The organism is Photobacterium sp. WH24, assembly GCF_019204055.1.
Lineage (GTDB): Bacteria > Pseudomonadota > Gammaproteobacteria > Enterobacterales > Vibrionaceae > Photobacterium > Photobacterium arenosum.
In genome coordinates this window covers 65,842-91,745 of the sequence record NZ_JAGSOZ010000011.1, presented here as the reverse complement: position 1 = coordinate 91,745, position 25,904 = coordinate 65,842, and the positions used below count along the sequence as shown (strand labels likewise).

Annotated in this window: 20 protein-coding genes; 13 read left to right on the top strand and 7 right to left on the bottom strand. The window is 47.7% G+C overall.

All coding sequences use genetic code 11. The features are described 5' to 3' along the window. The first annotated feature begins 11 nt into the window (after positions 1-11). Positions 12-866: a 3-mercaptopyruvate sulfurtransferase gene (gene sseA / locus KCG43_RS14385; protein WP_218385767.1), complete on the top strand. Its 855-nt coding sequence runs from the start codon at positions 12-14 to the stop codon at positions 864-866. Positions 867-917: 51 nt separating this feature from the next. Here sseA and KCG43_RS14380 read toward each other — a convergent pair whose 3' ends face one another. Further along, positions 918-1,736, bottom strand: a complete 819-nt coding sequence (locus KCG43_RS14380) for a phosphate ABC transporter substrate-binding protein (protein WP_218385765.1) — start codon at positions 1,734-1,736, stop codon at positions 918-920. Between the two features lie 81 nt (positions 1,737-1,817). Next, positions 1,818-2,684 carry a GGDEF domain-containing protein gene (locus KCG43_RS14375; RefSeq protein ID WP_192013708.1) on the bottom strand — a complete coding sequence of 289 codons (867 nt, stop codon included), beginning with the start codon at positions 2,682-2,684 and terminating at the stop codon, positions 1,818-1,820. 329 nt (positions 2,685-3,013) lie between these two features. On the opposite strand from KCG43_RS14375, the gene KCG43_RS14370 reads away from it, so the two are divergent. From KCG43_RS14370 to KCG43_RS14335, 8 genes are all read left to right on the top strand, one after another. Then, entirely contained in the window at positions 3,014-4,651 is a 1,638-nt protein-coding gene (locus KCG43_RS14370; RefSeq protein WP_192013710.1) for an ATPase RavA domain-containing protein, read from the top strand. A gap of 13 nt (positions 4,652-4,664) precedes the next feature. Continuing rightward, a complete protein-coding gene (gene viaA, locus KCG43_RS14365; protein ID WP_192013712.1) occupies positions 4,665-6,119 on the top strand; it encodes an ATPase RavA stimulator ViaA in 1,455 nt (484 codons plus the stop codon). 155 nt (positions 6,120-6,274) lie between these two features. Then, entirely contained in the window at positions 6,275-7,669 is a 1,395-nt protein-coding gene (locus KCG43_RS14360; protein WP_218385762.1) for a nodulation protein NfeD, read from the top strand. A gap of 3 nt (positions 7,670-7,672) precedes the next feature. Continuing rightward, positions 7,673-8,434 carry a slipin family protein gene (locus KCG43_RS14355; RefSeq protein ID WP_192013716.1) on the top strand — a complete coding sequence of 254 codons (762 nt, stop codon included), beginning with the start codon at positions 7,673-7,675 and terminating at the stop codon, positions 8,432-8,434. 228 nt (positions 8,435-8,662) lie between these two features. Then, entirely contained in the window at positions 8,663-9,145 is a 483-nt protein-coding gene (locus KCG43_RS14350) for a DUF3015 domain-containing protein (protein WP_192013718.1), read from the top strand. 119 nt (positions 9,146-9,264) lie between these two features. Then, the gene (locus KCG43_RS14345) at positions 9,265-11,112 is read left to right on the top strand and encodes a DUF4105 domain-containing protein (RefSeq protein WP_218385760.1); all 1,848 of its coding nucleotides are present in this window, start codon (positions 9,265-9,267) and stop codon (positions 11,110-11,112) included. Between the two features lie 293 nt (positions 11,113-11,405). Then, positions 11,406-12,377 carry a calcium/sodium antiporter gene (locus tag KCG43_RS14340; RefSeq protein ID WP_192013721.1) on the top strand — a complete coding sequence of 324 codons (972 nt, stop codon included), beginning with the start codon at positions 11,406-11,408 and terminating at the stop codon, positions 12,375-12,377. Positions 12,378-12,657: 280 nt separating this feature from the next. Further along, complete coding sequence (locus KCG43_RS14335; RefSeq protein ID WP_218385758.1) at positions 12,658-15,198, top strand: Ig-like domain-containing protein; 2,541 nt, start codon at positions 12,658-12,660, stop codon at positions 15,196-15,198. 95 nt (positions 15,199-15,293) lie between these two features. On the opposite strand, the gene KCG43_RS14330 is transcribed toward KCG43_RS14335, so the two are convergent. After that, entirely contained in the window at positions 15,294-16,229 is a 936-nt protein-coding gene (locus KCG43_RS14330) for a universal stress protein (RefSeq protein WP_218385756.1), read from the bottom strand. Positions 16,230-16,449: 220 nt separating this feature from the next. Between KCG43_RS14330 and KCG43_RS14325 the strand changes: the two genes are divergently transcribed. After that, positions 16,450-16,644 (top strand): hypothetical protein, encoded by a 195-nt coding sequence (locus KCG43_RS14325; RefSeq protein WP_192013727.1) that lies wholly within the window; start codon positions 16,450-16,452, stop codon positions 16,642-16,644. 5 nt (positions 16,645-16,649) lie between these two features. On the opposite strand, the gene KCG43_RS14320 is transcribed toward KCG43_RS14325, so the two are convergent. The 4 genes from KCG43_RS14320 to KCG43_RS14305 form a co-directional block, all read right to left on the bottom strand. Continuing rightward, positions 16,650-17,603, bottom strand: coding sequence for a YeiH family protein (locus tag KCG43_RS14320; protein ID WP_218385754.1), 954 nt, complete (start codon positions 17,601-17,603; stop codon positions 16,650-16,652). A gap of 127 nt (positions 17,604-17,730) precedes the next feature. Further along, positions 17,731-18,054, bottom strand: a complete 324-nt coding sequence (locus KCG43_RS14315; protein WP_192013731.1) for a YdbL family protein — start codon at positions 18,052-18,054, stop codon at positions 17,731-17,733. An 18-nt stretch (positions 18,055-18,072) separates the two neighbouring features. Continuing rightward, on the bottom strand, positions 18,073-18,288 hold the full coding sequence (locus tag KCG43_RS14310; RefSeq protein ID WP_081669195.1) for a YnbE family lipoprotein: 216 nt from the start codon (positions 18,286-18,288) through the stop codon (positions 18,073-18,075). A 47-nt stretch (positions 18,289-18,335) separates the two neighbouring features. Next, a complete protein-coding gene (locus tag KCG43_RS14305) occupies positions 18,336-21,686 on the bottom strand; it encodes a YdbH domain-containing protein (protein ID WP_218385752.1) in 3,351 nt (1,116 codons plus the stop codon). Between the two features lie 356 nt (positions 21,687-22,042). Between KCG43_RS14305 and KCG43_RS14300 the strand changes: the two genes are divergently transcribed. The 3 genes from KCG43_RS14300 to KCG43_RS14290 all read left to right on the top strand — a co-directional run bounded on the left by KCG43_RS14300 (position 22,043) and on the right by KCG43_RS14290 (position 25,903). Beyond that, a complete protein-coding gene (locus tag KCG43_RS14300) occupies positions 22,043-23,320 on the top strand; it encodes an NRAMP family divalent metal transporter (RefSeq protein WP_192013734.1) in 1,278 nt (425 codons plus the stop codon). Between the two features lie 173 nt (positions 23,321-23,493). Next, on the top strand, positions 23,494-24,924 hold the full coding sequence (locus KCG43_RS14295) for a TolC family protein (protein WP_218385846.1): 1,431 nt from the start codon (positions 23,494-23,496) through the stop codon (positions 24,922-24,924). A gap of 1 nt (position 24,925) precedes the next feature. Then, positions 24,926-25,903, top strand: a complete 978-nt coding sequence (locus tag KCG43_RS14290) for an HlyD family secretion protein (protein ID WP_218385750.1) — start codon at positions 24,926-24,928, stop codon at positions 25,901-25,903. Position 25,904 lies beyond the last annotated feature (1 nt).

Genomic DNA, 25,904 nt, shown 5'->3' with positions numbered 1-25,904 from the left:
GTGATTAGGGTATGACAAAGAATTCATTACCGTCGTCTGTTGTCAGTGCTGACTGGTTGCTGGAACATGCCGATGCGGGAAATATCGTGATACTGGATGCGAGCTGGTTCATGCCGGGCAGTGGCCGTGATGCCAGGGCTGAGTGGGAGAGTGAACGCATTCCAGGTGCTGTTTTTTTCGATTTCGATAAAGAGATATGCGATAAGGCATCCAGCCTGCCGCATATGTTACCCGGTGCAGAGCAGTTTGCCAGCCAAGTGTCGGAATTAGGCATCAGCAACAAAGACACTCTCGTTGTTTATGATTCTCTCGGACTGTTCTCATCACCGCGCGTATGGTGGATGTTTAAAGTGATGGGGCATGACAAGGTCGCGGTGCTAGATGGCGGATTACCCGCCTGGAAAGCGGTTGGAGGCTCGTTAGAATCGGGTGTTGTAACTGAAGTACCTGAAAAAGGGCAATTTTCTGCCAATTTCAGATCTGAATGGGTGATTGATGCCCAGGCATTGATGGAAAAATTAGCCGACCCTCAGGTTGTGGTGCTGGATGCACGCCCGGCAGCGCGTTTTTATGCCCAGCAGCCAGAGCCGAGAGAAGGCATACGCAGTGGTCATATGCCGAATGCTAAAAGCCTCCCGTTTGGTCAGTTGGTGAAAGACGGCAGGTTAGCGTCGCAATCAATACTGAAACAACGTTTTGATGCATTCTCAGAACAAGATCAGCAGCTGATTTTCAGTTGTGGATCCGGGGTTACGGCATGCATTCTTGCTCTTGCAGCTGATGTAGCAGGCCGGAAAAATCTGACTGTCTATGACGGTTCCTGGACAGAATGGGGCGCAGGCATGAAATACCCGGTGGTGTCCTGATCGAGCTTTGGCTTACCTGAGTGATCAGGTAAGCCAGAGAGTGTGTATTGTTTAATGCACAACGGGAATGTAACCGCGATCATGAAGTAGTTTCTGGCTGTTTTCAGACAGGAGATAATTGAGGAAGTCACGACCATCTGATGTGAGCTTTTTGCTTTTATAAAGCATGATGAAAGGTCGGGAGATTTGATACTGTCCAGACTCCAGGTTTGTCAGGCTGGGTGATACACCTTCGAAATCCAGTGGTTTTACTGAATCATCAACTGAGCCAAGTGACAGATAGCCAATGGCGTGTCTGTTTCTGGCAATCAGGCTTTTCACCATGCCATTGGTGTTAACCACCAGCGCTTTCGCATTGATATCTGAGACGCTTTTATCACCGATAGTACGTGTCAGACCCATAAAATCTTCGAAAGAAAATCGTGAACCAGAAGCGTTCTCTCTGCTGACAACTGCAATGGGGAGGTCATCGCCACCAACTTGTTTCCAGTTGGTGATAGTCCCCTGATAAATCCCCATAACCTGTTCTTTGGTCAGGGTGTCAATCGGGTTGTTTTTGTTGACGACCAGTGCGATACCATCATGAGCAATTAATGTGGTCGATACATCCGGACGTATTTCATCCTCCTTTAGAAATCGCGAACTCATTCCAAGCTCAGCGGCCTCTTGTTTGACGGCAGAAATACCCGCAGATGACCCAGTCCCTTGCACAGCAATGGAAGCATCGGAATGTTGCTGCTCATATTGTTCAGCTAATACTTCAAGTATATGACTGACAGAAGTCGAACCGGATACGGTAACGGTTTTGGCATTAGCCTGAATGGGGAATAGGGTGATAACGGCCAATAAAGAAGCCAGGCGAAGCAACATTGCGTCTCTCCAAATTTGAACTACAGGGGTAGCCGCTATGGTATGACGAGGATATGACAAAATTGTGAATCTGAATCGAAGTTACTCGACACGACTTTTTTGTTCTTTTTCCTGATACATGGCGGTATCTGCTTTAGCGAGCAGTAAGTCAGGATCGCTGAGGTTACCAGGATGAAACGGAACAAGGCCGACACTGATGCCTAATTTGAACGTATCTCTAAGATCTTGAGTTTGCTCATAGAGCTGGTCAAGCCATTCCTGGCTTTGACATTGGTCTTCGCTGGGCAATAGAACAATGAATTCATCACCCCCTATGCGATATACCTGACTACCGGTAGGCGAATGCCTGAAGATAATGTTGGCTATTTCAATCAGTACCAGATCTCCCTGGCGGTGACCAAGACGGTCATTAACCTGTTTGAAGTTGTCTATATCAATGTAAGCCATAATGCCGCGATTAAGGTTAATCGCCATATGATCAAATCGTCTGAAAAGTGAGCGCCTGTTCTGCAGTCTGGTCAGATCGTCTTGCAAGGCCTGTCGGCTGAGTTCCAGTTCCAGTTGACGGGATTTAGCAATTTGCTGTCTGAGTTTTTGTATTAACTCGCGGCGTTGATGTAAGAGTTTAATGAAACAGAAACACAGTAAAAAAACACCAATATTGCTGAATACATCATCGGTGCGTGTCAGCAACCAATGATTTGCAAGTTCCGGAATATCATCAAGAAGATCTGCAATTACGCCAATTCCGTAGGTACAGGCAGACAGAAGTAATAAAAACTTCATTTCTTTACTGGCGACTTCGCGAACCAGCAGGATAATCAGCACCAATGTCAGGCTTGAAGTAACGGCATCCAGGTTACCTTGCATGGGGATAAAGGTGGTTATCAGCACCCCAAAACATACAAAAATTGTCAGCCTGACAGGCAATTGAGAGATCTTTTTCATAATTGACTAAAATATTATCACGATGATTTGTGTTGAGGTAGCGCTATGTAGTAACAAATCGAGACATAGTCCGCATCCCTCAACATGCATCGCAATCCATTACATTCTGTGATCTTGTGCTCATCCTGAGTGCATCAAAAGTGAAATCAATGATTGATCTATGTTGGTTGCCTACCCAGTTTGATATACCCTGTTTGTAACAAAGTATGTATGTTAACATGCTTGTAACAATGTGTTTTTTACGGCTATTCTGTGGCTAGAATGAGATTTTTCAGCTCCACCCATTTCATTTCTACATCAGACCTTTTTGCCTCGAGGAAATGACCAATATGCTATCTATGGCGGCCAATAGTCTACCCAATAAAGCGCTGCTTGCTGAGCGGGTAGAAAAACTTATCCAGGCTCTGTCAAACGGGGTCTATGAAAGAGAGCATACCATTCGACTCTGTTTGTTGGCGGCACTGTCTGGTGAGAGTGTCTTCCTGCTTGGCCCTCCCGGAATAGCAAAGAGCTTGATTGCTAAGCGACTGATTGAAGCCTTTGATGGCAGCCGCTTCTTTGACTATCTGATGACACGTTTTTCGACCCCGGAAGAAGTGTTCGGACCTCTATCGATTCAGGAACTGAAAGACCACGGTAAATATGTTCGTTTGGTTGATGGCTACTTACCCACAGCGGAAGTCGTTTTCCTGGATGAAATCTGGAAAGCGGGCCCTGCCATTTTGAATACATTACTGACTGTTGTTAACGAGCGGACATTTAAAAATGGTCAGGACACGCTGAACGTACCAATGCGTTTGCTGATTACGGCATCCAACGAATTACCGGATGAAGACAGCGGTCTGGAAGCTTTGTACGACCGTATGCTGGTTCGTGTTTTCGTTAATCGCATACAGGAAAAACAAAATTTCAAAGCCATGTTACTGGGTGAAGGCCCAGAGATGGCGAGTTTGCCTGCCGAGCTCAAAATTAAGGAAGAAGAATATCAGCAATGGCAGACATTGATCGATCATATCCAGCTTGATGAGGCGACATTCGAAACCATTTACCAGCTGAAATCCATGATCGAGGAGAAAGTCGAATCGGGCAGCAGCGAGCTTTACATCTCAGACCGGCGATGGAAGAAATCGGTCAGGCTGCTCAAAGCCAGTGCTTTCTTTAATGGCCGTGACAGTATTAATCCGCTTGATTTGCTGTTGCTGCAGGAGTGTTTGTGGCACAGCCCGGAATCCAGACAGGATATCCGGGAGCTTTTACGCGACTTTGCCGTCAACCAGGTTTTCGGACAGCAAGCAGCAACTCAGCAGGCTGATACGGCGCAGCACCAGATAGAGGAAGTCCACCAGGCTGTTGCCGGCAAGCTTTGTGTGATATTCGGACATGACACGCTGATGGGCAAGGAAAGATACAAGTACGATTTTTCCGGCGCCAAGCGGTACACGGTCAACAACAATCCGCGCATGATCAAGCTGGTGATGCTGCAGCATAATCCTTCCGTTTCTGAACAGGAAACCGGCGATAGCCGCTGGGTGTATGTGGATGGGGATGAGTTCGAGAAAAAGATCAAAGCAGGGCAGTGCGATATCTATGGCTTTGTTAATAAGAATACGCATTTATGCCGGCTGCATTTTGAGATTGATGCCACAGACCGCCTGGTGATCAAAGATATTGCGAACCGGAATGTGCTGGTCGGCATGGCCGGAGATTACGGCGTCAGCCAGGAACAGCTGGTTGGCTGGCAGCAGAAAGTCGAGCAAGCTACGGATGCGATCAGCGAGGCGGCGCATTTACTGAAACTGGCACGGAGCCGTTTTCACGGGGCATTGCCGCACAACTTCGTTGACCCTGAATTTCCGGTGCTGATAGAACAAAGTCTGGCTACTGCAAGTGATGAGATTGCGACAATTCAGCGGCATTTGGACAAGAGTGCCATGCGTTTAACCCGCCTGACTGAATACTTCGCATAACTGGGAGGAGACGATGCCAGTCACCGAAGGTATTAACCTGGCTCTGATGCTGACTGAGTCGGGTATCATTGAAAATGCAGTGAACGAGCTGATGACCCGGCCACAGCTGATGATGGCTGCGGACTCCAGTCCGGGAATTAAGTCGTCTATGAAGTTGCAGGTCGGTAAGTGGCGCAGCTATGTACAGCATCGCATCGCAAAAGTGGATGTGGCCGATCGGTTCAGTCAGGAACTGGCCTTATACCAAAAGGTTCGGCAATGGTCTGCGGACACTTTTATGGACAATGCTGAACAGGTAGTCAGTGAACTTGAAACGACGTCCGGCTTTTATTTTAAAGCGCGCCGATTGCTCGACCATGATCAGAAGAAACATAACCCTATGTTCCACAGCTACTTTTGTCATCAGTGGTATGAACATTTGCAGGTAGCACTCAAGAAAGCGCAGGAATCTGAGTTAGAGCATCATAAAGAAGCACTGTTGAAAGACCTGTATCAGCGCATTGAAACCATGCAGCAAATGGAAAAAGTCGATGAAGCAGGCGACGAAAAACGCGCTGGCCGGCTTTGGGATATGGCGAAAGCCAAACTGACCAAAACGGATGTGGAGCGGTTAAAATCTATCGCAAGATTTCTTCAAAAAAATAATGAAATTCAGGAGATTGCCGACAAGCTAGGCCGGATGGCTAACGAGGTCGATGATCCGAGTCAGGCCAGAGTTCAGACGGAAGAGCTGAAAATGGTCGAAGAGAAGAGTGACAACGTCACCGATGATATTGTCGGCGTGCATCCCAGTGATGATCTGGCGCGCTTACTGCCTAACGAGGCAATGTTTCTAGCCTATCCTGAGCTGGAGGTGGTGTTCTACAAACACCTTGTTGATAAGCGTTTAATGAATTACAGAATGCAGGGTGCCCAGCGCAAACTGCGTAAAGTGAAAGCCTACAGGAAGCAAAGTAAACAAGTCGAACAGGACAAAGGGCCGTTTATTGTTTGCATTGATGCTTCTGGCTCAATGTCCGGCTACCCTGAACAGTGCGCGAAAGCGTTGGCTTACGGATTGATGCAGATTGCACTTGCCGATGACAGAGACTGTTATGTCATGCTGTTTTCTACCCAGCACATCACGTATGAGCTGACCCGGCAGGATGGTTTGAGTGAAGTGTTAAATTTCCTTTCTTATTCTTTTCATGGCGGCACAGATTTAACGCCTGTGTTGGATCAGTCCTTGATGCTGATGAGTGGCGATAAGTATAAAAATGCGGATCTCATTGTGTTGTCCGATTTTATTGCGCCGTCGCAATCGCCGGAGATGCAGGAGCGGGTAGCTAAACTGAAAGAGCATAAGAATCGTTTCCATGCCGTTTGTCTGTCACGGTACGGCAACCCGGCTTTGATGGACATGTTTGATACGCACTGGTCTCACCATCCCTCGGCGCTTGGCCGACTTTTCTCTCGTCATATTCCCTGAGTTGCCCGCTGCTGTGCAGGGTGTCATGGCTCTGTACAGCGATCAATCCTGCACCGAATTCTGTGCGCTATGCTTAAGGTGGTGGATAACCAACGCCTAAGAGTTCAGGTTTTCCTATCTGGTTCAGTCTGGTACACCTACTGGGAGCATGCGTCATGAAGCTGTTTTCCATTCTGACATTATGGCTGGCTGCGCTTTGGCCAATGTGTTCTCAGGCATCCGATGTATGGTTAATTGATATCAAAGGCGGGATCGGACCTGCCGTCAGTGATTTTGTCTCGCGTGAAATTAATCATGCTCAGGAAGAACAGGCTGCGCTTATCGTGCTAAAGATGGACACACCTGGCGGTTTAGATACCTCTATGCGGGAAATCATTCGCGCTATCACAACATCTCCGGTTGCAGTGGCAACCTGGGTTGGCCCATCGGGTGCCAGAGCGGCGAGCGCCGGAACCTATATTCTCTATGCCAGTCATATTGCTGCGATGGCACCGGGCACAAACCTTGGTGCAGCTACCCCAGTATCTCTGACCGGTGGGTCGCCAAGCGGGAAAAAAGACAATCCTTTTGATGACTCTGATGAACAGGAACCGGCTGGAAAAGATGACGCGGCTAAACAGTCTGAAGAAGGTACACAGTCAGGTAAGGAAGTAAAAGCCGAAACAGCCATGGAGAAGAAAGTCATCAATGATGCGGCTGCGTATATCACCAGCCTGGCTAAATTGCATGGCAGAAATGAAGTCTGGGCAGAGAAAGCCGTTCGGGAAGCGGCAAGTTTAGATGCCGAAGGGGCATTGCAAGAAAATGTCATCGATTTTATGGCAACAGATCTTGATGATCTGGTTAGTCAGATTAATGGCCGTACCGTGCTTATTAACGGGGTACAACAGACTTTATCACTTGAGAATGTTGCATATGTAGAGCGTGAACAGGACTGGCGGTTTAAGTTTCTGGCGGTCATTACCAATCCGAACGTAGCCTACATACTCATGCTGATAGGCATCTATGGCTTATTGTTAGAATTTTACAACCCCGGGGTTGGGTTGCCTGGTGTACTCGGCGGTATTTGTCTGATTCTGGCTATGTATTCGCTGCAACTATTGCCTGTCAGTTATGCGGGGCTGGGATTGATTATCCTGGGGATCATTCTGATGGTGGCAGAAGGCTTTAGCCCCAGCTTTGGCATATTGGGTCTGGGCGGTATCGTTTCTTTTGTTATAGGGTCAGTCATGTTAATGGATACCGAAGAACCAGGGTATCAAATTGCCGTCCCTTTGATCGTGGGTCTGACAGCCACTTCCGCGCTGTTTACCTTTGTCATTCTTACCTTATTGCTAAAAACCCGCCGTAAACCTGTTTCAACCGGGGTAGAAATGCTCCTTGGCGATCACGGTAAAGTGGTCAGTGGCTTTCCCGGAGAGGGGCGGGTGCTGGTAGAAGGCGAAATCTGGCAAGCCCGCTGTGATACGCCATTGCGGGTGGGTCAGGAAATTGTCGTTAAACAAGTCGAAGGCTTGTGTTTGCATGTTGCGGCCAAAGAGAAGGAATAAACCATGATTACGTATTCCCTGGCAACCATCGTTGTGCTGGTACTCGTGCTGATTATCAGCATGTTCAGAGTGCTGCGTGAGTATGAGCGTGCCGTCGTCTTTCTGTTGGGGCGCTTTTATGAAGTAAAAGGGCCTGGGTTGATCATCATTATCCCAATCATTCAACAAATGGTTCGGGTTGACCTGAGAACAATTGTGCTTGATGTGCCAACTCAGGATCTGATCACCAAAGACAATGTATCGGTTAAGGTCAATGCTGTGGTTTACTTTCGGGTTATTGACCCCAAAATGGCGATCATCAATGTCGAAAATTATCTTGAAGCCACCAGCCAGCTGTCCCAGACAACATTACGATCAGTACTTGGTCAGCATGAGTTAGATGAATTACTGTCGGCAAGAGATGAACTGAATAAAGATTTGCAGGGCATTCTTGATATGCACACCGATAACTGGGGCATAAAGATAGCCAATGTTGAAATCAAGCATGTTGATCTGGATGACAGCATGGTGCGTGCATTAGCTCGTCAGGCAGAGGCCGAACGTTCACGTCGTGCAAAAGTTATTCATGCTACGGGTGAGCTGGAAGCCTCTAAAAAGTTGATGGAGGCCGCCGAAGTGCTGAATAAAGCCCCGAATGCGATTCAACTTCGTTACCTGCAGACATTGACTGAGATTGCCAATGACAGGACATCAACCATAGTATTCCCTTTACCTATCGACTTAGTCGATAAAGTTAAAAATATTGTTAATAGGAATAATGAGTGAGTTTCTGAACAATAATAACGATATTGCGTTAAGCGACTTCGCCCAGATTGGTTATTTTTAACTCAACTAAAATGGGCGGGTTTTTTAAAAAGTGGATTTTGAGCTAAGAAAATGTAAACAAATAACTTTTTGCCCTGTATAAATTGAAATATAGCTTTAAGTTGTTATGATTTTGGACGCATAAAAATGATGCAAGCAATTTGTGTTAATTAAGTCTAAGGAATAACAATGAAAAAAGTATTTGCAGTGGCAGTTTTCGCGGGCATGATGCCTTTCTCTCAAGCAATGGCTGACCAAGATATCGGTTGTGGTCTGGGCTCTATGGTATTTGCTGGTCAAGAAGGCAAAGTATTTAAAGTACTGGGTGCGACAACGAACGGTACTTCAGGTAACCAAACTTTCGGTATCACTTTCGGCACACTGGGTTGTGACGGCAACGGCGTGATCACTTCTCAAGAAAAACTGGCTATGTTTATCGACGGTAACATGGACAATCTGGCTCGTGATATCGCACGTGGCGAAGGTGAAACGCTGGCAACTCTGACTGACGTTTGGGGCATGAGCGATGAAGCAAAAGCGGAATTTAACGCGACTGCTCGTAATAACTATGCGTCTATCTTCGCTTCTGAAAATGTTACTTCTACAGATGTTCTGGCTAATCTGAACACTATGGTTGCTGATCAGAATACGCTGGCTGCTTACGCACTGTAATTTATTACAGGTGTGAACCGCTCAGATACAGCGCCAAAAGGCGCTGTATCTTTTTCTAATCTGGTGCTTTGTTTATTCAATGTGCTTGACTGAACCTATTTGATCCCATCGATGATTTCATGAAGTTCTGGCTATCTCTGCTTCCTCTCAGCGTTTTCAGCAGCACCGCTTTTGCGTATACCCAGCAAGATCTGGTGCATCTTTCCACCTCTGATTATTGGCATACCCTGGGGCATTATCAGCCCGGACTGACCGGCTCGTTTACAAGCCTGGTCGATTCGCCTTCTTTCTTTGTCAGTCCGCAGGGAAAAGATGATCCTCTGGCCGAGCTTAATGCCACCGTCGAAGGATTTGAACGCGAAGCGAAACAGTCCGATAGCTCATCCAATGACCAGAGTTTGAGCTGCCGGTATCCGGCCCGTTTCCATTGGTTAAAACAAAAATTACATACAGATTGGCCAGTAGCCGTCTGCCCTGAGCAGACTCTCTGGAAGCAGGCGCTGAATCCCAAGGGGCTGACACTGGTTTTCCCGACAGCATTTATGAACAGCCCATCGTCTATGTTCGGGCATACTTTGCTGCGTGTTGATGCTAAAGATCAGAATCGAAACCGCGAATTAGTGGCCTTTGCAATCAATTTTGCCGCCACGCCGGAGAGTAATGACAATGCGTTTCTGTACGCAGCAAAAGGGCTGTTCGGGAATTACCCCGGCACGTTCAGTGTCATGCCGTATTACAGAAAAGTACGTGAGTACAACGATTTAGAATCAAGAGATATTTGGGAGTATGCGTTAAATCTGGATGAGGAAGAAGTTCAGCAGGTGCTGCGCCATCTCTGGGAAATGAACGGTGTTGAATTTGACTATTATTTCATCGATGAGAATTGTTCCTATCAGCTGCTGGCACTGCTTGAAGCGGGCAGGGAAGGGCTGGATCTGACATCCGGTTTTGATTACCGGGCAATCCCATCAGACACGGTCAAAGTGCTCAGAGAGAACGGACTGATTGAGGTTCCCAAATACCGGGCTTCTTTTGGTACACGTTTAATGCACTATGCTGAGCAATTGGATGATCAACAACTGTTGGCCGCGCGGGCTGCCATGACGGGCCAGTATCCGACTGAAGGGTCATTGAGCGAACGGGCTGCCATTCTGGAAATGGCCTATGAGTGGCTCAACTTTGAGTTTTATGATCAGGCGCTCGCCCGGGAAGACACTGCGCCTCATCTACAAAAATTGTTGATTGCCAGAAGCAAGCTGAATACCTCATCGCCATTTTCTGAACCCGCAAAACCTGCCATGTCGCCTGATGAAGGCCACAATTCAAGCCGGTTAGGATTGGGATATCGTTACAGCAATCATAACGCCGATCAGGCGTTGCTGGAATGGCGAGTGGCCTATCATGATTTACTGGATAACGCTGGCGGTTACATTCCGGGGGCACAGATCAGCTTTTTCGACCTGCAATTAGGGGTTGATCAAGATGGCGATGTGGATCTTAACCAGCTTTACCTGCTCGATGCCATGTCACTGGCGCCTGATTATCGGGTATTTGACTCCTTATCCTGGAATATCCGTGCCGGCTATGATCGACAGCCAGATACTCGCGGTTTGACTGGCCGATACTTCATGCAGGGCGGGTACGGTAAATCCTGGGGAGATGCTAACCGTTTACACGCTTATGCGTTACTCTCTTCTGAGCTGAATTATTTTGATGCTCAGGGTGAAAACCTGTCGTTGGGTTTGGGGATGGAGTCGGGCTTGGTCTGGCAGGCTAACGAAGAGCACAAACTGGCCTTGTCCGCACAGGGGCTGTACCAGTGGGATGCTATGCGCTGGCGTACGGAATCACAGGCAAGTTGGCACTGGGCGCTTAGCCAGCAGTTGGGATTACGCACCGAAGTTACCTATCAGCAGTGGCAACGTGATGAACTGTCCTCCACATTGCGGTTCTTTGTCTATCTGTGATTGCCTGTGATTGCCTTTCGTGATGATGCCTTGCGGTTGTTTGCCGCAGGGTGTTTTACGGGCAGTCAGATCGTTCTTCTTTGATTGATTCACCGCATGTTTCTGCACTCGGTATGCGGTGAGCCGGACTGTGAGATTTATCAGTGTAATGTGATAATTTTGCTACCATAAAACACGTAAACCCATTATTCTTGGCGCCGCTTGATTCCCGTGTTACTGAATGCGTTCGTATAACCTGTTTTTTACTCATTTTTGAACGTTATTTTCTGTTAAACATTGGGATGTACATACACATGATCACCGCATCAATAGCCATATTGTTGGGCTTTGCTCTTTTAGTCTGGAGTGCAGATAAATTTGTCGACGGGGCTGCTGCCAGTGCCGGCTATCTGGGGATGCCACCACTGTTAATCGGTATGGTTATTGTGGGCTTTGGTACTTCCGCACCAGAAATGGTTGTATCGGCTATGGCATCCATCGACGGTAAACCTGAGCTGGCTTTGGGTAATGCTCTTGGATCCAATATTGTCAATATCGGGCTTATTCTGGGTATTACGGCAATCATTGCGCCTATCGCCGTCCAGTCGAACATCATCAGAAAAGAGCTTCCACTACTTATACTTATCGGTATCCTTGCAGGTATTTTGCTCTGGGATGGCGAGTTAACACGCGTTGAAGCGGTTGTCTTGCTGATTGGATTTTTTGGCTTGATTGGCTGGTCTATATATTCTGCTCTGAAAGGTAAAGGCGATACGCTGGAGTCAGAGACGGCAAACGAGCTGAAAGCCAACAACATGCCTTTAAAGAAAGCCGTGATGTGGCTGCTTATTGGTCTGGTGCTTTTGGTGGTGAGTTCCCGAATTCTGGTTTGGGGCGCGGTGACCATTGCTCAGTCACTTGGTGTCAGTGATCTTATTATTGGTCTGACTATTGTTGCTCTTGGCACTTCACTGCCAGAACTGGCGGCTTCTGTGGCTGCTGCACGTAAAGGTGAACACGATATCGCTATTGGTAATGTTGTCGGTTCAAATATGTTCAATATACTGGCAGTTATTGGTATCGCTGGTGTTATTTCTCCGATCAGCGGCATTGGCGTTGAAGTGTTTGCTCGCGACTGGGCCGTCATGATGGGACTGACCGTAGCCCTGGTTGTGATGTGCATGGGCTTCCGCGGACCGGGTCGCATCAACCGCTTTGAAGGTTTGTTGCTACTGATTGCCATCGTCGCCTATAACTTATTTTTATTCAGCACTGTAGCTGGCTGATTATTTTACAGGTAGCAAAAAGAGAGGGGGCGATTAAGCCCCCTTGGTTTTTCTTCTATCGACTTTCCCGTCAAAAGTGATCTTTCTTCGGTCTTTCTGCATTGATTTTGTATGCGCTACTCTGAAAATGAGAGTTCACAGAGGATTGTATTCAATACTCTTTTGTCTTATTTATCATTACTTAAAAAGTCGTCCATGATTGGTTTGGATAATTTTCTATCTGAACCAAGTAAGTATCTCTTTGGGAAAATCTTCATTTGAGAGAATAAGGACGCTAACAATGCGAAAAACCCTCATTCATACAGCAATTGCATTGGTATTGGTGAGCCCAGTATCGGCCTATGCGATTGACTGTACAGCTTTTCCAGTCTGGGCAAGTGGAACTCCGTATAATGGAGGGGCACAAGTACAGCATCTTAATAACGCCTATCAGGCAAATTGGTGGAACCAGAATAAGGATCCTGTTCAGTATTCTGATCCTTACGAAGAATGGTCTTTGCTGGGTGTGTGTGATGCTCCTGGCGGTAATCAGCCCCCGACAGTGACTTTGACGTCACCATTGAATAATGCTCAGTTTGGTGTCAATGAAGCCATTTCTTTGACCGCCAATGCGGCGGACAGTGATGGGCAGTTGGTTGACGTCACGTTTAAAGTGGACGGCAATACTGTGGGTATTGATGATACCGCCCCGTATTCAGTGCCGTGGATTACGGTTGAAGGTAGTCATTCTGTCACTGTAGTGGCGACTGATGATAAAGGGGCGAGCCGAACCGATTCCGTGACTATCACTGTGGTGGCAGAAGGTAACAACCAGCCCCCAAGTGTGGCATTGACGAATCCGACGCCTGTATCACAAATCAAAGAAGGTGACGTTGTCACCCTTAGTGCTGATGCAACGGATCAGGACGGTACAGTGGCTTCCGTTGAGTTTTATGTTGATGACCAGCTGGTGGGAACTGCAACTTCCTCACCTTTTGAGTCTGTCTGGTCTGCCACCGCGGGCAGCCACGAATTTAAGTCAAAAGCCACAGACGATAATGGTGCGGTAACCTGGAGCTCAGTCGTTACTGTCGCGGTTTCAGGTGCTACTGGTGGCGGATGTGCTGGCGTACCTGTTTATCAGGCTGGCACCAGTTACCAGGTGGGTGATCTGGTCCAAAGTGCAAATTACAAATATAGCTGTGATGTGGCTGGCTGGTGTTCGTCTGAATCGGCCTGGGCATACGAACCGGGAACCGGTCTTTATTGGACCGACGCCTGGACTGAGCAGGGGATATGTGCGGTTGTGCCGACAGTCACCTTTAGCTCTCCGGCCGACAATACAACAGTGTTAAATAGTGACGTTGTCACGCTGGCGGTGGATGCAACAGATGCTGACGGCTCCGTGTCGCAAGTGGAATTTTTTGCGGCTGGACAAAGCTTAGGCATCGATACCTCAGCGCCCTACAGTGTTACTTGGACTGCGACGGGAACAGGGGCTGTCAGTTTGTCAGCTGTGGCAACAGATAATGAAGGCAATCAGGGCAGTGCGGGCGTTTTGGTCAATGTCAGTGACGAGCCATTGGTTGTCACCCTGACGTCACCGGCATCCGGCACTTCTGTTGGCTTAGGTAAGGCTGTTGTTGTGTCTGCAGATGCGGCATCACTGAACAGCACAGTGAACAGTGTTGATTTCCTGGTTAATGGTGCAGTGATCGCCACGGACTCTTCCTCACCATACAGCACCCACTGGACGCCAGGCGCTGTGGGTAATTACACAGTCTCTGCGAGGGCAACAGATGCAACCGGACTGGCCGTTACATCTGCCGCCTCTACCGTCAAGGTGCTTCAGCAGTCTGTAAAAACCCATAAGCTGATTGGTTATTGGCATAACTTTGTCAATGGCGCGGGTTGTCCTATCAACCTTAGCGAGATGTCAGACGCATGGGATATCATCGATATTGCCTTTGCGGAGAACGATCGCAACAGTACGGGCACTGTCCATTTCAATCTGTACAGTGGTGATATTCACAGCAGCTGCCCGGCACTGGATCCCCAGAAATTCAAGCAGGATATGGCCGCACTTCAGGCCCAGGGTAAGAAATTCGTCTTGTCTCTTGGTGGCGCCGAAGGAACCATCACCCTCAATACGGATTCTGATGAACAGCATTTTGTCAGCAGTCTGACTGCGCTGATCAACGAATGGGGATTTGACGGGCTGGACATTGACCTTGAGAGCGGATCCAATCTGGTTCACGGCTCTCAGATTCAGGCCCGTCTGCCTCGCGCGCTGAAGCAGATTGAAGTGAATATGGGCGGTGATATGTACCTGACCATGGCTCCTGAACATCCGTATGTTCAGGGAGGTATGGTGGCGTATTCCGGTATCTGGGGCGCTTATATTCCACTGATTAATGCACTGCGAGATACCTTGGATCTGCTGCATGTGCAGTTATATAACAATGGTGGTTTGCCGAACCCATATCTGCCAGGTGCGGCACCAGAAGGCTCAGTGGACATGATGGTGGCACAGTCCAAAATGCTGATCGAGGGATTCACGTTAGCCAATGGCGAGCAGTTTGCGCCACTGCGTGATGATCAGGTCGCCATCGGTCTGCCGTCCGGTCCCAGCTCTGCTAACTCAGGCCAGGCACCGACTCAGAACATTCTGGATGCGTTAGACTGCCTGACCATCGGTACGCATTGCCAGACTGTGGTTCCGGCGTTTAATTACAGTAATTATGCCGGGGTCATGACCTGGTCAATCAACTGGGATAAACACGACGGTTATAACTTCTCCGGTCCGGTTGGTGCGAAACTGGATGCGATGAACGCGCAGTAAAAAGCTTTTTATAACCATTAAGACATACGGGTTGCCGCTGGCAGCCCGTATTTTTTTGTCATACCTGAATCGTTCTCCATACCGGCAATGCTTGCTTAGTAGGCTTTTACGTCCGTCACAAACCCTTTGGGCTTGAGGGCAAGAATGGAGCATTTAGTATTCTGGATAATGTCTTCGGCAGTATTTCCCATGATAAAACCGGGTATGCCAGATCTGGCAACTGTTCCCATAATCAATAACTCAATGCCTTCACTTTCAATGATGTCGGGGATGCACTTCTGAGGAAGACCTTTAGGGTGGAATTCTTTCACTGGTCCGCCAATGCCAGATAGCGTGATCAGTGCTTTCAGTCCATTAATATGTTTGTGTTCCGCGTCTTTGATGGATTGCTGAAGTTCTTGCTCAGGGACATGAATAAACGGGTTACCGGCAATTTCTTCGTACGGGAAATCCCAGCAGGAAATGATATTCAGACTTCCGTCACAACTGTCTGCCAGTGATCGGGACAACTGAAGCAGCATCAGATCAAGATCTGTCTCTTCCCTGCTATCGTTTTCAGCATCAATAGCAACGGCAACATGGACCTTCTTCTGCGCATGCGTAATGGGACGGCATAGCCAGACCGGACAGGGGCATTGCCTGAGTAGTTCCATATCAATGGCTTTCAACCCAGTCTCGCTTTGATTGAAATTGGCGGATTTCAGCACCAGATCGTAACTGTCTCTGAGCACATGTTGAATGACGAGTGTGGAGGGCGTTTTGCTGCTTTCCGCCAGAATGACGGGCATAACAGATTGTTCAGACAGAGACAGCGCTGACGTCGTCTGCGCAATCTGCAGTTTGGTACTTTCAATGAGTGCTTGTTCCCAATTGGCTTGGTAACTCCCCAGCGTTTCAGGTAGCTCAGGGTAAATAATCAACACGGTGAGGTTACAGTGGTGATTATTTGACAGGCTCAATGCCTGTTTTAATCCATCTGATTCATCCTGCACACCATCACTGATAAAGAGCAAGTTTTCAAATCGACGCATAAGCATGATCTCCGGTGCTTACAGAGGTGTATTGTTAGCCTAGACCAAAGTGCCGGGGTTGAGTGCATCAGGTTGATAATAACCAGCGGTATAAAAATCGTGCTTTAACTACTTACGGTTATAACGAAACCTGCTTTCTTAGTGTGATTAGGTATTTTTATCTGCAGTGGTGCTTAAACAATAATGAGCATCAGGAAAGATAAAAGTAGTAATGACTTAGATGGATAAGACAAAGAAATGGGTAGCTCTGGTGTTGCTGCTGACATTAGGCGCAACAATGACGACAGGTGGTTGGAGCGCTTTACTGAGTCTGATGGCTTTTTCGCTGCTTTTTTATCTGGTTGCCAGAAGAGCCTGGACTGTGAAAAGCCAAAGCAGCGAACAAGAGACGGCACCGCAATGGGATACCGACTAAGCCATTCAGGCCGCCCCGAGCAATATAGCAAGCAATGAACCCAGGCCAATAATTAACCACAGCAACATACCCAGTAACAGCGGTTTAAAGCCTGCCGCACGCAGTTTTTGTACCGTAATTCCCGCCCCAATCATAAATAAACACACCACCAACAGGCGTTTCGAGAGTGCGAAGATCCCCTGATACAGCTCAGAGAATTGGGGGAGCCAGTGTGCCGTCAGCATAGCGACACAATAGAAGATGATGAACATTGGCACGGTTAGCTTTTTCTCTTTCCCCCGAAATATCAGAGCACTGAGAAACGCGAGCGGGATAATCCACAAGGCTCTGGCTAACTTAAGCGTGGTGGCTGTTTTTAACGCTTCGTCGCCATAAGCCCCTGCCGCACCAACCACTGAAGAGGTGTCATGAATGGCAATGGCAGCCCAGACACCAAACTCATGTTGCGTCATATCCAGCAGATGGCCAACAGAGGGAAACAAGAAGAGAGCTGCTGAGTTCAGTATGAAAACCGTCGCCAGTGCCAGCGAGGTCTGATGGCTGTTAGCGTTGATTGCCGGAGAAACAGCCGCGATTGCGCTACCGCCGCAAATGGCTGTTCCGGATGCAATCAGATGACCGGTTTTGCTGTCTATCTTCAGCCATCGGGTGAGTAACCATCCCATGACTAAAGTCACGACAATGGAAGCCACAATGAGCCCTAAACCTGCTTTGCTCGCTGCAATGGCGACATCAAGCTGAATGCCAAATCCCAGACCGATGATCGCCAATGACAGCAATTTCTTTGTGATGGTGGCGACAGGAATATCTGCAGGGACAAACCCTAAGGTAGCGAGCGAGAAACCCAGAATCAGCGCCACAGGGGAGTTGATGAATGGCATCAGGCAAATCAGCGCAACCAGCCAGAATAGAGGATAGCGCGTTAACTGTTGTTTCAGTAAGGCAGGTTGGAACAGCATCTTTCTACAGCACACAGAAAATGAGAGCTGAAGTATACCTCTTCTTGGTAGTGAATATGACTGAAAATTTCAATCGTTAAGGCGTGTTATCTCTGGATGGTGACTGAATGGCGAGCAGAAAACATGTTTACTTTTTGACCCACAAGCCACTTGGGCTTTGATAAAAATGGCCGCTTTCGGTTTTTTCTATCGCTTTTTTGTACGCGAGTCGGCTTACTTCGGGCAATGTCAGCCCGTGTGATACGGCGATACGCTGGTAACTTTCTTTTCGTTCACTGTTAACAATTTGAATCAGCTGGCGTACTTCTGCTGAAGGTGACGGTGCCAAAGCGGCTATGTAGCCATTGTTGGCTTCACCGACTAAGCCTTGTGCTTTTGCTTGTTGTAAATCGAGAGCAAAAGCATGTGCACAAAACAGCAACATAGCCAGGTAAGTCAGTATGCGTTTCATAACAGGCGCTCCGCCTTGTCAGAAGACATCATCGTCACTGAAAAGATCATCGATTTCCTTATCCACTTTAATCCTGATTTCATGTTCAATTTTCACGTTCAGATTGACTTCTATAGGCTTGTCAGATGCGGCAACCTGTACAGTAGGTGTACATCCGACCAAACCAGAAGTCATTAATAAGAATATCACTGCTAAACAGCCTGTCATACAGTAATACTTAAACTGAATATCCATGGGCGTCGACCTTTTCAAGTCATTTGCAATAAATTCAGCGCAAAAGTCTAATTTTCAAGACCAAGCTGCTTCACAAAAATCCGCTCAAACTGAGAAGTATTTATCGTGTTGAGCGTTTTGATCAGTGCTGGTATATCGTCTTCAATGTTCAGATTGATGTTGACCGGTCTTCCATTCTGAAAGTGAGGATTCCGGCCTTTGAACCTGGCACTAGCATTTAATTGACCCTCTTTGGAATAGTCTATATCAACCGCAAGAGAGTCGTATTGATAATTTCTGAGAATCCTGGTGATCACTTTGAGGCTGTTTTCGCCTCCGGCTCTGACGTTTTCATCGATATTTGCCCCTTCTTTATATCTCAGAACGCCACCCGGACTTCTTGAAAATAAAGCACCTTTTTCAATGACGGGATTTCCATTCACAATGCGGATGGGGAGTAATCCATCCAGTGTTCCTGTTAACTCAACATCTTCAGGGTTAAATAAATCCATTAATTTCTTAAGATTGAGACTCTGGATGCGCAAAGGAATCACGTCAATATTGGTCAAAGAGTGGCTCACTACGTTGCGGGTGCTTAATTGACCACCAAGTACTTTGGCGGTTGCTCTGTGCAGCGTATAAAGAGGCTCATCTGTGTCGAAATGAAAGCTGGCCGTGACGTCCTGAAATAAGGTGCCGAAGTGTAGCCAACTGGCGTGAACCGTCAGCGGCTGACGGCTGCGTATCGTATTGTTAGTTACCAGGCTGGTCAATGACACATTGAGATCGGCAAAGTGGGTGTCTTTAATATTTCCGCTTAAATGGGTTGTGAAGATATCCAGCGAGCCTGACCAGAGAGCATTCTTATATTTCAGATCGGCTCGGAGACTCACACTGCCATTATGCAGATCAGCGCTAACAGGCAGTGGCGCGAGATAGTACTTTTGTAAGCTCTGTTTTGCGGAAAAAGAAATGGGTTTCTGTGCTATCTGAATGCGGCTGATCCGGCTTTTCCATTCCTGAGTGAATGAAAAATCTAACCATGGCTGACTTTGCGCGGTACTTAACAAACCTGTTATTGCCAGTGTGTCTGCATTGAGTGTCAGTTTTCCCTGGTTGCGGATGACAGGCAGCACCTGATTATTCACACTGAGCGCCAGTTGTGTCGAATAATCGCTGCTAAGCTTCCATGCCTGAGTGTTTTTTACTGCCCTCAAGCTGTTTAACGTGATCGCGAGATTACCCTCAAATTGTTGTGCAGGGAGAGAGCTTTGATTCTTTCTCGATTCATTGTCTGTAGTCATAGTGCGTAAACTGCTGAATGCCGCATTCAGTGTGGCCGGTGATTCCCCGACATTGACTAACCATACTTGTGGTGACGCTGGCGCTGATGAAAAGAGATTGTCCAGCTGAATGGCTGTGTCGGGTATATCTATGCGTACCTGACTTAAGCGGTTTTGTTTTTGAGCAGCATAGTCAGGTAAGGCAACTGTTTGTGCGCTGATCCGGGTGCTGTCCAGATTCAGTTTGAGTACGTTGCCAGTGCTTTGTATGTCGATACGCTGTGACAGCTGCAGATTACTGATTGTCAGTGGGTCGATTTCAAGAACTGCTGCCTGCGCGGTAAGCGAATTAGTACTGCGGCATTGAGACCGGGCCAGTATTGTTAGCGGCACATGGCAAGAGAGAGTGTTTATAACAATTTTTCCCTGCGCAGCAGGGTTTTTAACGCCAATGTCTAACTGTTTCGGAGTGGTTAATCTGAACTGTGCCTGTTGCTGATCAAACGACAGTGCCCATCGCCAGATACCGTCATGGTTTAACGCTACGGCACTATAATCGTCTGGCCCGCTGTGTTGGTGTGAGTGGGGTAATCTGAATTGAATGCTGCCGGGCGCTCTTATCTCAATCGCATAGTGCCATATCGGCGAGAGCGAATCTGGCTCAGAGGCTGAATCAGACTGGTGGTCTTTATTCTTTGGTTGCTTTTTCTCAGATTGCTTTTTTTTGGGTTGATTAGTTTCTGTTAGTTTTGCCACAAAGGCAGCTTGTTGTTGATTCGGATCAGGGAGCGATATGGATTGGATGGCGAAGTAATCCAGTACTTTAGTGACATTGTCACTTTTGCAGTTGAGAGATTGCGGCATGTCTGACGTAAATTGCCAGCTGGCATGACAGCTTACTAAATCAACGCCAGAAAGACTTGCCTGATCAGCATCAGTGAGCTGTACAGTAAAAACAGCCGGTTTGTTTTCAGAAGCCAGAAAGTGGCTGGTGACAGGTAATAACGTATTGTTGGCTGTTTGTACCTTTCCCTCTAATTCAAACCGTGTGTTTTCTGTCCCTCGCTGAAATAAAAATCTGGCCTGGGATAAGTAATCGACGATTGCCATCGATGCGATTTCAATGTGTTTAACCGGAGCCTGAAACAACAGGCGGGTGATTTGTCCGAGGTGGGGAAGGTCGGTTGATGTTGAGGTCTGTTCTTGAGACAGGAATGGCGCAGGATCCCAGCGTAACCTGCTGATGCTCAGTTCAAGTGAGCTCAGCGGCGATAATAAATCGACAGACAGAGATAACTGGCGAATCCCATCCTGTTCAGATTGATCTGAAGATGCTGTTACTGGCGCAATGTGATCAACAGAGACCGAAAGGGGCTGCGTGCCATCCTCTGGTGGTAACAATGCAAATGAAAGTGACCTGAACGTGACGGGGTAACTATTTTGGGGGTGATCAGCGTTGCGGAACTTGTCTCCATGCTTGTCATCTTTGATGAAAGCCGCCAACGGCGGCTGAAAATCGCCGCGCCCGACCGTACCACTGAGCTGTAGTTTTGGTGTTGTTGAAACGCCAATACTGATGTCATGTAATGCCTGCTGATAATCTGTTTTCGATGATGGCGTAGCCAGTATTGCTTCGGCAAAAGCAGCGGTAATAATGAACCGTCCTTCGGTCAGTGCTCCCTGCGTCATCAGTTTTACTTTGTTGAAAGTAACGATGTCAGCGCTGAGCCCATTTTCAAATAGAGCCCTGCGAACTGCCGGTGGGATCACCACTGTCAGCTTGTCGGCCTTAACTAGCCAGCCGGCAGCAAGAGAGTTCTGAGGGGAGTCTGGCATGTTCGGCTGTTGATCCCCAGCGTAGCGGTGCAACAGCAATACGTTATTCAGCACAAACTCATTGTCTTTGATCTTGATACTCAGTTTTTTAACTGAGATGCCTTGTTGCGACAGGCTGATGCCAGAGACAGATCCTAATTGAATACCTTCACCGGCTAACCAGAAAGTCACACCTACAGCTAAAGTGGCTAACGCGCAGGTGACGAATATAAAACCCCATAGCAGTCCCCGCCGAATCCGGCGAAGGATACCTGATGAAGAGGAAGCTCGCGCGCTGTCATTGTGTTTAGCTGTTGGCATAAAGGCTCAAGCGAGTATGAAAAACCTATGGTGCTTTCTTTACAAGCATAAGCCTAAGCGAGTGGGAGTGTGGAATATTTGGGGTAAATCATGATTTTATAGGGAGCAGGCATATTCTCAGTGCCGTCAAGGAATGGTGCACAGGAGTTATGAAATAAGCATATTTTTTTATCGTTTTTTTAACATGATTCCTGACATTTACTGATGAAAATAATATCAGGAGTAGAGACATGTGCTTGGTATCGCCACTTTCTAGTGTTTCACACTGAATTCAGTCTGACCAGGGGATTGCACAACTGATTTAAACCTGAGACAAAGAAGCTCATTACTATAAAAAACTACATAGGACGTATTGAATGTCAGACACAGTATCTATCCCGCCGAAATCCAGACAGGGAAGTGGCATCAAGCAATTAATCAAATCGTTAGGTCCCGGGATCATGATGGCGTCGGCCGCGGTTGGCGGGTCACACTTGGTTGCATCAACCAAAGCCGGGGCCATATACGGCTGGCAACTGGCCGCGATCATTTTGCTGGTAAACCTTTTTAAATACCCATTTTTCAGGGCTGGTATTCAATACACTATGGGAACAGGCAAAAGCCTAGTCGAAGGCTACGACCAATTAGGACGTGGCTATCTTTGGGTGTTTTCAGGGCTTAACCTGTTATCCGGTATTGTGAACACAGCAGCGCTGTTGCTATTCAGTGCAAGCCTGCTGGGTTATTTTATGCCGGGCAATTTACCTCTGCCGGTTCTTTCTGCCATTGTGCTTGTAGCTTGTCTGGCCATACTGATGGCTGGTCACTATAAAGCGCTGGATGGATTGTCAAAAGTTATTATGTCAGTGTTGGTTATCGCGACCATTTCTGCGGTTGTGATAGCCGCAAGTAATGGCAGTGCCGCGCCCGCCGACTATCAGGGGCCTTCTGCCTGGACTCTGGCGTCTTTCGGGTTCATTGTCGTGATGATGGGTTGGATGCCAGCTCCGATTGAAATTTCTTGCCTGACATCACTCTGGCTGAAAAGTCAGCGTAAAGAGCAAACAGTGACAACACGTTCGGCACTGTTTGATTTCAATGTAGGCTATATTGGCACGGCAATTCTGGCGGTTGTGTTTCTTTCACTGGGTGCCTTGGTGCTGTATGGAACGGGAACCGAACTGAAAGCGTCAGGAATCGGGTTCTCTCATCAGTTAGTCAGCATGTATGCGTCTACCATAGGTGAGTGGTCTCGTTACCTGATCGCAGTGATCGCTTTCTTCTGTATTTTTGGCAGTACGATTACCGTTATTGATGGTTACTCGCGCGCGCTTGCTGAAGCACAACTGGTTATCCAGAAAAAACCACTGGAGCAAAACCGCTATATTAATGCGTGGATGATTGTTGTCAGTGTGTTTGCGATGGCGATCATTTTGTTCTTTACCTCAGCGCTAATGCCAATGATGGACTTTGCCATGATACTGGCCTTCATGACGACACCTGTTTTTGCCTATTTGAACTATCGCCTGGTGTCCACGGCATCATTGCCAGAAGATTTGAAACTGACCAAATCAATGAAACTTCTGTCATGGGCGGGTTTAACTTATCTTTACGGTTTTCTCGCCATCTTTATCTGGTGGAAATGGTTGATGTAAGCCACATTCTTAGAATCAAGTATCAAAGCCCTCAACCGAGGGCTTTTTCTTTTGTTATGCTTTTAAAACAATATCTTGTGATCTACATGTAAATAAATATTTCATTGAAGCTTGTCAAATAGAGCATTTGCTCTAATATGAGCAGTCATTCTTGAGGTCATTAAGGATATATGATGAATGTAAGGCCGACTCTGGCTAAACCCATCTCCCTGGCGCTGCTGATAAGTTCCGTGTGTTTGCCGGTGAAAGCAGCGACTGTCAGTTTTGACGATGCGTGGCGAATTGTCCGAAACAATAGCGATGAACTGGCGGCAGAAAAAAGCAACGTAGAAAAGGCCGCATACCTGCAAGAGGCGTCGAAAGCACTGTCGTTACCCAGAGTGACAGTGTCAGCCAATTATACCTATCTGGACGGTCCTATTGAGATTGCGCCTTCGGATTTGATTGCGAGTACCCCAGCCGGGCGCAGTCAGGCAAACAGCTTAGGTGGTCTGTCCCAGCTCATGGGAATGACACCTGGGCAATTCGACAAAATGTTTACCTCGCAACTTACCGACAGAGATATTCTGACCAGTTCAGTTCGTGCTATCTGGCCGGTATTTCTCGGGGGAAGAGTGATGGCGGCTCAGGACATCACGAAAGGAAAAACCCAGGAAGCCAGATATATGCTTGAGATGAAAGAGCATGCCAAGTTTGAAGATCTGTCGACCTATTATTTTGGTGTGGTGTTAGCGCAGCAAGTGCTGGACACTCGTCAGGAGGCGGAACGTGGGTTGGAAAAGCATTATAAAAATGCCCTGAAGTTAGAATCGCAAGGGCAGATAGCCAAAGTCGAACGTTTGCAGGCACAGTCGTCTTTTGATAAAGCCCGTGTTGAGCGTCTTAAAGCCCAGCGCGATCTGGAAATTGCGCAAGTTGCCCTGACAAGGCTACTTAAATTACAAACCCCCGCATTGCCTTCAACGTCCTTGTTCGTTAATGAAGGGTTACCGGCAATGACCACCTTTATTGATAAAACCCTTAGTGATTACCCCGGTCTTCATATTCTTGATGCCAAGAAAACGCAGGCCAATGGCGTGTTAGATGCAGAAAAGGGCAAATATTACCCTGAGGTTTTTCTTTACGGTAATTACAACCTTTATGAAGAAGACACGCTCGCAGCGAAAACAACGCCAGACTGGGCTGTGGGTGTTGGTGTCAGTATACCGCTACTCGACTCTTCAGGCCGTTCAGACAAGGTAAAAGCGGCTCACAGTGCAATGACACAGGTGAATTACCTGCGCGCACAGGCTGAGCAGGATCTGAGCGTGTTAGTGGAGAAAACATACCGTGAAGCTTCTCAGGCACTGGAAGAATATGACGGGTTGGCCTCCAATATTGCACTGGCCGAGGAAAGTGTGGTGTTACGTGAGAAAGCCTTTAGTCAGGGCCTGTCGACCTCTCTGGATGTGGTAGATGCCGAATTGTATCTGGCGAGTGTAAAAACGCAGCGCCTGGCAGCGGCTTATCACTATGTCACAGCATTGTCGCGATTACTGGCTGTCAGCGGTGATATCAATACCTTCAACCAATATGAAAATTACAAAGGACTTAAGGTTAACTGAAATGAGTAAGCTAAAAACTCTTGCCGTCGCATTACCGGCTGTTGTGCTGGTCGCTTGGTTGGGATACCGGTTCTGGAACGCCTATCAGCCGAATGCTGAGCGATTACAGGGCCAGGTTGAAGCTCAGCAATATAATATCTCTTCAAAAGTCGCCGGTCGTATCGATCAGGTACTGGTGCGAAAAGGGGATAAAATCACCGAAGGGCAATTGATCTTTACCTTACTTAGCCCTGAAATTGATGCCAAGCTCGAGCAGGCAAAAGCCAGTCAACAGGCGGCCGGGGCACTGGCTGACGAAGCACAAAATGGCGCACGTGCTCAGGAAGTTGCGGCGGCCAGCGATCAGTGGCAAAAAGCCAAAGCGGCATCGGCGCTGGGTGAAAAAACCTATCAACGGATAAATAATCTCTATCGCGACGGCGTTGTAGCTGAGCAGAAAAGGGATGAAGCCTATACGCAATGGCAGGCGGCACGTTATACAGAGCAAGCGGCTTATCAGATGTTTGAAATGGCCAAAGAAGGGGCGCGGGAAGAAACCAAACGCGCTGCGCAGGAAAAAGAGCGTATGGCTGCCGGGGCTGTCGCAGAAGTCGAAGCCTATGCGGCGGATACCAGAATCTCCAGCTGGCATGATGGCGAGGTCAGCCAGATCCTGCTTCATGGTGGCGAATTGGCACCACAGGGGTTTCCGGTTGTCAGCATCATAGATATGGACGATGCCTGGGCGGTGTTTCATGTCCGTGAAGACAGGCTGGCCGATTTTGCCAAAGGCACTCAATTTGAAGCTAAGGTGCCGGCATTGGGAGATCAAACGTTCCCGTTTACTGTGACGCATGTTTCCGTCATGGGAGATTTTGCGACATGGCGGGCAACGGATACCCAGCAAGGATTCGATATGCGCACTTTTGAAGTTGAAGCGCGTCCGTTGCAGCCCGTTGATGGATTGCGTGTCGGTATGAGTGTGTTGGTAGAGCGCTGAT